The sequence below is a fragment of the Microbacterium sp. zg.Y909 genome (assembly GCF_024626565.1).
The window spans coordinates 1-4,517 of sequence record NZ_JANJFJ010000358.1 but is presented as its reverse complement, the minus strand read 5'-3'; the positions used below and the strand labels follow the sequence as shown (position 1 = coordinate 4,517).

Genomic DNA, 4,517 nt, shown 5'->3' with positions numbered 1-4,517 from the left:
CGCCGGCGTCGACGAGCGCCCGCACGCGCGCCACGAGCGTGGCGGTCTTGCCTGTGCCGGGCGCACCGACCACCACCGCCGACGTCTCCGGCGCAAGGGCGAGGACCTGCCGCTGAGCGGCGTCGGGGACGAAGGCGGCATCGGAGCCGGGCTCGGGTGCCCTGGGTTCACTCTGTCGCATCGAAGCCACGGTAGCCGCCCCCACCGACGTTCGCCGACAGCGAGCGCGACCCTTCCGGCCGCCGACGGCGCCCGCCCGTGTCGTAGAGTCGGACTGCGCCCGCGGCGATGGCCGGGGCCGGAAAGGCAGTCACCCGTGGAGATCCGCATCGGCATCGTCAACACCGGCCGCGAGCTCGGCTTCGAGACGAACGAGTCCGCCGAGGTCTTCAAGACCTCCGTCGCCCAGGCGCTGGACTCCGGCGCCACCCACCTGTCGTTCGTCGACTCGCGGGGCAGCTCCTACATCGTCCCGACCGCCGCGCTGGCGTACATCGAGGTCGGCACCGAGGAGTCCCGTCGCATCGGCTTCGTCGGCTGACACCGTGCAGATCCTTCTGGCCCTGATCGCCGGGGCCGTCCTGGGACTGGCGGCGCACTTCACCGTCGGCGGCCGTGACACCCGCGGAGCCGTCGTCGGCCCCATGCTGGGCGCCGTCGTCGGCGGACTGGTCTGGATGGTGCTGACGTGGGCGGGAGTCGGCATCGAGAGCCCTTGGATCTGGGTCGCGTCGTTCGCCGCCCCCGTCGTCGTCTTCCCCGCTCTCGCCGTGCTCACCCGCGCGCGGATGCAGCACGACGCCCGCGAGCGCGCGCGCCTCAAGCTGGCCTGACGAGCGCCTCGAGTTCGCCCGAGGCGCTCGGGCCTCAGGCGTCCAGGCCCATCGCGCCCATGCGGCGGGAGTGGGCCGCGAGCAGGTTGCTGAACACCGGCTCGACCTTCTGCTCATCGGCGGCATCCAGTGTCGTCGGTCGCAGCGCGGCGCGGGCGATGAGCAGGGTGTCGCCGACCAGACGCCTGCCCCACATCGCCAGCAGCGCGCGCCACTCCTCGTCGGAGTCGATCGCCGCGACGATCATGTCGACGAGGGCCTGCCGATCGTCGTCGGCGCCGAGGATCGCGGCCGCTTCACGACCCGTCTCGCCGTAGCTGGACGACAGCGCGAGGTAGAAGTCGTCGAGCATGCCCGCGGTGATGTGCACCGACAGCATGGTCTCGAGGGGCCGCGCACCGTGCGTCGCGCGACGGAAGGCGTCCAGCGGCTCGCGGAACGGCAGCATGATCTCCAGCGCATCGTCGCCGCGCCCACGGATGAGCTCGACGAGGCCGCGGTGCTTGAGCAACGCAGCCCCGGCGGCGAGTGACAGCGACTCCTTCTGCGACAGCTCGGGGGTGGGGGCGATGAGTTCGCTCAGAGTCTCGAAGAAGCCCAGCTGGAGGTAGGCGGCCTGGCCCAGGAAGGTGTCGATGTCGGGCGCGAGGGCTTCGAATGCCACCCGCTGGGCATTGCCGACGTCGCCGCGCGAACGGAGCGAGAGCGTACGCGCGGCCGGCCGCGCGCGCTTGAGATTCCACCAGGCCACGAGACACCACGATACGCACCCGACGGGGCGTTCCCGCATCTCCGGTAGGCTGGAGCCGCCCCGGCGACGGATCGGGGCCCCGCGCCTGCGGCTGAGTGAAGGGCGTGGAAACTCTCACCCCGGCGGACTCTCACCGCCAGACAGGCTCAATATCGTGACGACTTTCGCCGAACTCGGCGTCGATCAGGACATCGTCGACACCCTTGCCGCTCGCGGCATCGTGGACGCCTTTCCGATCCAGGAGCAGACGATCCCCCTCGGTCTTCCCGGCCAGGACATCATCGGCCAGGCCAAGACAGGCACCGGCAAGACCTTCGGCTTCGGCATCCCGGTCGTGCAGCGCCTGGGCCTGAACCCCGAGCCCGGCGTGAAGGCCCTCATCGTCGTGCCGACCCGCGAGCTGTGCGTCCAGGTCTACGAGGACATGGACATGCTCACCTCGGGCCGCTCCACGAGCGTCGTGGCCATCTACGGCGGCAAGGCCTACGAGGGGCAGATCGACCAGCTGAAGGCCGGCGCGCAGATCGTCGTGGGCACCCCCGGCCGCCTCATCGACCTGGCGGGCCAGCGTCTGCTCGACCTCTCGCACGCCACCGAGGTGGTGCTGGACGAGGCCGACAAGATGCTCGACCTCGGCTTCCTCCCCGACATCGAGAAGATCTTCTCGAAGGTGCCGCCGGTGCGTCACACGCAGCTGTTCTCGGCCACCATGCCCGGCCCGATCGTCGCGATGGCGCGGCGGTTCATGTCCAACCCCATCCACATCCGCGCCACCGACCCCGACGAGGGTCTGACGCAGGCCAACATCAAGCACCTCGTCTACCGCGCCCACTCGCTGGACAAGGACGAGATCATCGCCCGCATCCTGCAGTCCGAGGGCCGCGGCAAGACCGTCGTCTTCACGCGCACCAAGCGTGCCGCGCAGAAGCTCGCCGACGAGCTCAGCGACCGCGGCTTCAACACCGCCTCGGTGCACGGAGACATGAGCCAGGAGGCGCGCGAGCGCTCGATGGCGGCCTTCAAGGCGGGCAAGAAGGACGTGCTCATCGCCACCGACGTCGCCGCCCGCGGCATCGACGTCGACGACGTCACCCACGTCATCAACCACACGATCCCCGACGACGAGAAGACCTACCTGCACCGTGCCGGCCGCACCGGCCGCGCCGGCAAGACCGGCATCGCGGTGACCTTCGTCGACTGGGACGACCTGCACAAGTGGGCCCTCATCAACCGGGCGCTCGAGTTCGGTCAGCCGGACCCGGTGGAGACGTACTCGTCCAGCCCGCACCTGTTCAGCGACCTGGACATCCCCGCCGGCACCAAGGGACGCATCGTCACCGCGCCCCGCACCCAGACGGTGAAGACGCAGGAGGCCACCGGCGAGGGCGACTCCGAGCGTCGCCGCCGCCGTCGGCGTGACGACAGTGGCGCCCCGCAGGCCTCCGCCGACCGCGAGGCTTCCTCTACCCGCACGACCGAGGGTGCCGGCACGCACGACGGCGGCGGCAAAGAGCACCACGACGGCAAGACGGCTCCGCGTCGGCGCCGGCGTCGTCGCGGTTCGGGCACGGGCGCTCCCGCCGCGAGCTGAGCCGGCCGCCCCTCACCGGGCGGACAGCTCGTGCTGCCACGGCGGGTCGGCTCCCGGGCGCGACACCGTGACGCCGGCGGCATCCGCGCCCCGGCGGAGCACGGCTGCGAGGTCGGCGGCATCCCAGCCGGCGATCCGCGCGCGCACCGCCGCGGCCGTCGGCGCGTGGATCTCGGCGATGAGCGCCGCCATGACGGTGTCGCCGGCACCGACGGTGTCGACCACGTCCACGGGTGCCGCCGGCACCTCTGCGACGCCGGCTGCGTGGACGGCGAACGAGCCCGCCCCACCCTCGGTGACGACCACGACGGACGGGCCACGGCTGAGCCACTCCCCCGCCACGACGCGGTGGTCCCGGCCCGGGTGCAGCCAGTCCAGGTCCTCGCCGCTGACCTTCACCACGTCCGACAGAGCCACCAGCCGCGCCACCCGCGCCCGCACGTCGTCGGGGTCGGTGATGAGGGACGGGCGGATGTTCGGGTCGAAGGTGATCACCGAGCCCTGTCGTGCCGCGCGCAGCGCGCTCTCGACGGTGTCGGCGCCGGGCTGCAGCACCGTCGCGATGGACCCGGTGTGCACGACGGGCGAGGCCACGGGATGCCACGGCGCCGGCGCCCAGGTGATGTCGAAGTCGTACGTGGCCGCGCCGTCGCCGCCGAGACGGGCGACGGCCGTGGAGGTACGGGCGGGCGATCCCGCCACCTGCACGCTCACCCCTGATGCGTCGAGCCACCCTCTCACCACCCGCCCCTGCTCATCGTCGGCGAACTGGGTGATCAGGCGCACGGGAAGGCCGCGGCGAGCCAAGGCGAGAGCGACGTTGGCCGGGCTGCCGCCGGGGCTGGAGCGGGTGCCCGTGGGCGTGTGGACGATGTCGACGAGCGCCTCGCCGATCACCACGACCGCGGGCGGGGAGCCGGTGTGCATGCGGGTTCCTCTCCCCCTCTTCAGGGGTAGACCGGCGCACTGCCGGTGGCGCGCGCGATGATGCGGGCCACCATCTCGTCGCTGGTGGTGTGCTCACCCGGCAGGTTGGGCTTTCCCCGGCCGTGGTAGTCGCTGGATCCCGTGACGATGAGGTCGTGCTCGTCGGCCACCGCCTGCAGCACGGCGATGCCTTCCGGGGTGTTCTCGCGGTGCCCGAGCTCGAACCCGCCGAGGCCGAGCGCGATGAGCTCGTCGATGAGCGGCATCGGCATCATGCGGTCGCGGCCCGCGGGAGTCGGATGGGCGATGATGGGCACGCCGCCCGCGGCGACGATGAGGCGCACCGCATCGCGGACGTCCGGGGCGTAGTGCGGCACGTAGTAGCCGCTCGTGGGGGCGAGGATGCCGGAGAACG

The 4,517-nt window shown here is 71.8% G+C and carries 6 protein-coding genes and 1 pseudogene; 3 read left to right on the top strand and 4 right to left on the bottom strand.

Annotated features, from left to right (window positions below; genetic code table 11):
* A partial coding sequence (locus NQ160_RS19130; RefSeq protein ID WP_257516699.1) for a UvrD-helicase domain-containing protein occupies window positions 1–181 on the bottom strand: 181 nt, incomplete at its 3' end.
* Window positions 182–316: 135 nt separating this feature from the next.
* Here NQ160_RS19130 and NQ160_RS19125 point away from each other — a divergent pair.
* Window positions 317–541, top strand: coding sequence for a DUF3107 domain-containing protein (locus NQ160_RS19125; RefSeq protein WP_257516697.1), 225 nt, complete (start codon window positions 317–319; stop codon window positions 539–541).
* Window positions 542–545: 4 nt separating this feature from the next.
* Window positions 546–833 (top strand): hypothetical protein, encoded by a 288-nt coding sequence (locus NQ160_RS19120; RefSeq protein ID WP_257516696.1) that lies wholly within the window; start codon window positions 546–548, stop codon window positions 831–833.
* 34 nt (window positions 834–867) lie between these two features.
* Here the strand turns inward: NQ160_RS19120 and NQ160_RS19115 are convergent, their stop codons facing one another.
* Window positions 868–1,584: a ferritin-like domain-containing protein gene (locus NQ160_RS19115; RefSeq protein WP_257516694.1), complete on the bottom strand. Its 717-nt coding sequence runs from the start codon at window positions 1,582–1,584 to the stop codon at window positions 868–870.
* Between the two features lie 154 nt (window positions 1,585–1,738).
* Between NQ160_RS19115 and NQ160_RS19110 the strand changes: the two genes are divergently transcribed.
* Window positions 1,739–3,175 (top strand): DEAD/DEAH box helicase, encoded by a 1,437-nt coding sequence (locus NQ160_RS19110; RefSeq protein WP_257516693.1) that lies wholly within the window; start codon window positions 1,739–1,741, stop codon window positions 3,173–3,175.
* A 12-nt stretch (window positions 3,176–3,187) separates the two neighbouring features.
* On the opposite strand, the gene NQ160_RS19105 is transcribed toward NQ160_RS19110, so the two are convergent.
* Window positions 3,188–4,102 carry a carbohydrate kinase family protein gene (locus tag NQ160_RS19105; protein ID WP_257516692.1) on the bottom strand — a complete coding sequence of 305 codons (915 nt, stop codon included), beginning with the start codon at window positions 4,100–4,102 and terminating at the stop codon, window positions 3,188–3,190.
* Window positions 4,103–4,122: 20 nt separating this feature from the next.
* Window positions 4,123–4,517: pseudogene (locus NQ160_RS19100) on the bottom strand (phosphatase); the annotation flags it as partial.